The organism is Parasynechococcus sp., from assembly GCF_042954245.1.
Lineage (GTDB): Bacteria > Cyanobacteriota > Cyanobacteriia > PCC-6307 > Cyanobiaceae > Parasynechococcus.
Genome location: NZ_JBGKDP010000086.1, coordinates 1 through 2,980, shown reverse-complemented (window position 1 = coordinate 2,980; position 2,980 = coordinate 1). Strand labels below are relative to the sequence as shown.

Below are 2,980 nucleotides of genomic sequence, written 5' to 3'. Positions count from 1 at the left end.
GAATTCTGGCCTTCTATGCCGTGTTGATGGGATGGACCGGGGCCACGCTGGTGCAGACCCTAACCCAGGGACTCCCGGCGGATATCGCCTCGGCGGAAGCCTTTTTCGCCGGTCTCAGTGGCGGCCACTCCGCTTTGATCGGCCAGCTGCTCAGCCTGGTGGCGACTGCTGCTGTTGTGGCCGCCGGCGTGCGTGGAGGCATCGAGCGGTTGTCCCGCTGGGGGCTGCCGCTTTTGTTTGTGCTGCTGATTGGCCTCGCGGTTTGGGCCGCTGGTCTTGATGGGGCCTCCGAGGGCTATCGCATCTTCCTGCTCCGCTGGGATAATAGCCAGCTGCACAACCCCACCACGATTCGCAATGCCTTCACCCAGGCCTTCTTCTCGATTGGCACGGGCATTGGCTGCATCCTGGCCTATTCGGCCTACTTGAGCCGGCGCGCTCACCTGCCGCGGGAAGCCGTGGCGGTGGTGGGAATGGATACCGCTGTGGGATTGCTGGCCGGCATGGTCACCTTCCCCGTAGTGATGAGCTTTGGCCTCCAGGATGTGATCAGTGGCTCCACGCTGGGGACGATCTTTATCGCCCTGCCCACGGGCCTGGGCTCGCTTGGCCCCACAGGACAGCTGGTGGGGGTGCTCTTTTTTGCGCTGGCCCTGATTGCTGCGATCACCTCAGCGGTGTCGCTGTTGGAGGTACCGGTGGCCTGTTTGATCGATCGTCTGGGGTGGACCCGTTCCCGGGCCGTCTGGGTGTCCACGGCGTTGATCTTTGTGGCCGGTCTTCCGGCGGCCACCTCCATGGAGGTTCTCGGCTGGATGGATTCCGTGTTGGGAGGCCTGTTGCTGATTCTAGGGGGCTTGCTCCTGGCCTTGTTGCTGGGCTGGGTGCTTCCAGCTCGCTTCCAGGAGGAGCTCAGCCATTCGGGGAGCCCGATCTGGCTCCAGCGCTTTCTGCTGGTGATGCTGCGCTGGATTTCGCCGCCGGTTATCGCTGTTGGTCTGGTGATCACCGTGATTGATCTGATCCCCAGCTGAAGAATTCGCCTCGCCAGTGCCTACGGCTGATCAGGAGAGTTGAGCATGGATTCCATCTTGCGAATCCTCCGCAGCATTTTGTCCCAGACCTCTGCTTTCCAGGCTTGCTCCGCATCGCCCGTGGACTCGGCCAACTGCTTCTGAGCCGCGAGCTTCGCCTCGAGATCCTCGCCGGCATCCAGGGCCTTCATCAGCTCCATCTCGAGCTTGGCGGTTTCCATGAAGTTCAGCTTCTTCAGCCAGAGCATGGGGAGCGACAGCATTGGGGTTCAGTCTGCCGGGATCAGGCGCGGATCCACTCCGTCACCCCGCCGGGTTTGTCGATCAGCTCCACTCCTTGGGCGGCGAGCTCATCCCGGATCCGGTCGGCCTCCGCGTAATCCTTCGCGACTTTCGCTGCCTTGCGCGCCGCGATGGCTGAATCAATGGCGCCGTCGTCGAGGCTGGCGGCGGCTTCGGCTTCCGAGCGCAGTCCCAGCACCGCCGCCAGGTGCCGCAGCAGCTGCCAACGCCCCTCCAGACCCTTCAACTCCGGCTCAGGCAGGGCGGCGTCTTCCCCCCGTTCCAGCCGGTTGGCGAGGGTCCGTAGGGGCTTGGCCAGATCAAACAGCACGGCCAGTCCGCCCGAGCTGTTGAGGTCATCGTCCATGGCGCTGATGAAGCGTTGCTCGAGCTCCACCAGAGCGGTGTCGGCTGGACCTCCATCGGCCGTCATGGCGCCCTCTGTGAGCGGTGCGGTCGTGCTCCAGCTGAGGCTGTCGTTGTGGCGATCGCCAAGGCTCAGGGCTGCATTCAGCCCCTTCCAGCCGGTGGCTGCGGCCTCAAGGGCCTCGGCGGTGAAATCAAGTGGTTTGTGGTAGTGGGCCTGCAGCACAAACAGGCGCAGGGTCATCGCCGAGACCCCGCTCTCCAGCAGGGCGCGGATGGTGGTGAAGTTGCCGAGCGATTTGCTCATCTTCTGCCCGCCCACATTGACCATGCCGTTGTGCATCCACACTCGGGCCAGGTCCTGACCGGTGGCAGCTTCGGATTGGGCGATCTCGTTTTCGTGATGCGGGAACACCAGGTCGGCTCCACCCAGGTGGATGTCGATCGTGTCGCCGAGTTCCGCCCGCACCATGGCTGAGCATTCGATGTGCCAGCCGGGGCGTCCCTCACCCCAGGGGGAGGGGAAGCTGGGTTCTCCGGGTTTGGCCCCTTTCCAGAGCGCGAAATCGAAAGGGTGCTGCTTGCGGGCCTCTTCGGCATCGGCCACGCGCCCGGCAGCGTTGTCCTGCTGTTCGCTCAGATCGCGGCCGCTGAGCTTGCCGTAACCGGCATGCTTCATCACCGCGAAATACACATCCCCCTCAGCGCTGTAGGCCACACCCTTGGCTTCCAGTTCGCCGATCAGTGCGCGGATTCCATCCAGGCACTGGGTGGCGCGGGGCATCCGATCGGGCCGCAGGATGCCGAGGGCGTCCATGTCCTGGTGGAACGAGGCGATGTTGCGCTCGCTGACGTCGGTCATCGAGGAGTTCTCTTCGCCGGCCCGTTTGAGGATCTTGTCGTCGATGTCGGTGAAGTTCTGAACGAAGGTCACCTCGAGGCCGCGCCAGATCAGATACCGCCGCAGCACATCCCAGTTGATGTAGCTGCGAGCATGGCCCAGGTGGCAGAGGTTGTAGACCGTCACGCCGCAGCAATAGATGCTGGCCTTCCCCGGGGTTAGGGGTGTGAACGGCTCGGTGCGGCGGGTGAGGGTGTTGGTGAGCCGCAGGGACACAGCCGTTCAGAAGCTGCGGCTGAGGCTACGGCCTGTTCGGTAGGTGGGATTGTTGGTTTTCAGCCGGCTTCACAGCTCGTGGTGCCAAATTGCTACCAGGAAGACCCGTTTGGAGAGGGGAACTCTTGGCTCCGCAATGGCCCTGAAAGAAGATCATTCAGTGGAGAGAATATTCTTTTAA

The 2,980-nt window shown here is 63.2% G+C and carries 3 protein-coding genes; 1 reads left to right on the top strand and 2 read right to left on the bottom strand.

Annotated elements, in window-relative coordinates:
• A partial coding sequence (locus ACGVJ8_RS04195; RefSeq protein WP_392345712.1) for a sodium-dependent transporter occupies window positions 1-1,034 on the top strand: 1,034 nt, incomplete at its 5' end.
• A gap of 20 nt (window positions 1,035-1,054) precedes the next feature.
• Here ACGVJ8_RS04195 and ACGVJ8_RS04190 read toward each other — a convergent pair.
• Together ACGVJ8_RS04190 and cysS are read right to left on the bottom strand one after the other, a co-directional pair.
• On the bottom strand, window positions 1,055-1,297 hold the full coding sequence (locus ACGVJ8_RS04190) for a hypothetical protein (protein WP_392345710.1): 243 nt from the start codon (window positions 1,295-1,297) through the stop codon (window positions 1,055-1,057).
• 20 nt (window positions 1,298-1,317) lie between these two features.
• A complete protein-coding gene (gene cysS / locus ACGVJ8_RS04185; protein WP_392345708.1) occupies window positions 1,318-2,799 on the bottom strand; it encodes a cysteine--tRNA ligase in 1,482 nt (493 codons plus the stop codon).
• Window positions 2,800-2,980: the final 181 nt, after the last annotated feature.